Origin of the sequence: Nocardia cyriacigeorgica (genome assembly GCF_010858045.1) — a bacterium.
Lineage (GTDB): Bacteria > Actinomycetota > Actinomycetes > Mycobacteriales > Mycobacteriaceae > Nocardia > Nocardia cyriacigeorgica_E.
Genome location: NZ_JAAGVC010000162.1, coordinates 1 through 366, shown reverse-complemented (window position 1 = coordinate 366; position 366 = coordinate 1). Strand labels below are relative to the sequence as shown.

The window sequence follows — 366 nt, the reverse complement described above, 5'->3', positions numbered from 1 at the left end:
CCTTCAGTCGACCGGGTGGATGGCGGGACGGGTGTCGGTGATGACGTTGCTGGTGATGCCCGCCTTCGGCAGGGCGACACCGATCAAGCAATCTCGCGTGACGATGCCGGCGAGTTGGTCTTCATCCCATCCATCAGTTCCTTCCGGACGCAGCGGCATCACCATGAAACGATGCTTCTGGTTGGAATCCTGAACCCGGATCGCCACATCGTCGCTCAGATACAGTCCGAATTCGGCGAGGACCTGTCGCGGCCAGCGAACCAAGCGCCGCCGATAGTTCGGGGTGCGATACCACTCGGGCGAATTGCCGAGAATCGGTCGCGGATAGCAGGTGCACAGGGCGCAGACGATCACGTGGTGCAATGT

General features: G+C 61.2%; 1 protein-coding gene. It reads right to left on the bottom strand.

Annotated features, from left to right (window positions below; genetic code table 11):
• Window positions 1-3: 3 nt before the first annotated feature.
• A partial coding sequence (locus GV790_RS29180) for a nitrile hydratase subunit alpha (RefSeq protein ID WP_175586037.1) occupies window positions 4-366 on the bottom strand: 363 nt, incomplete at its 5' end.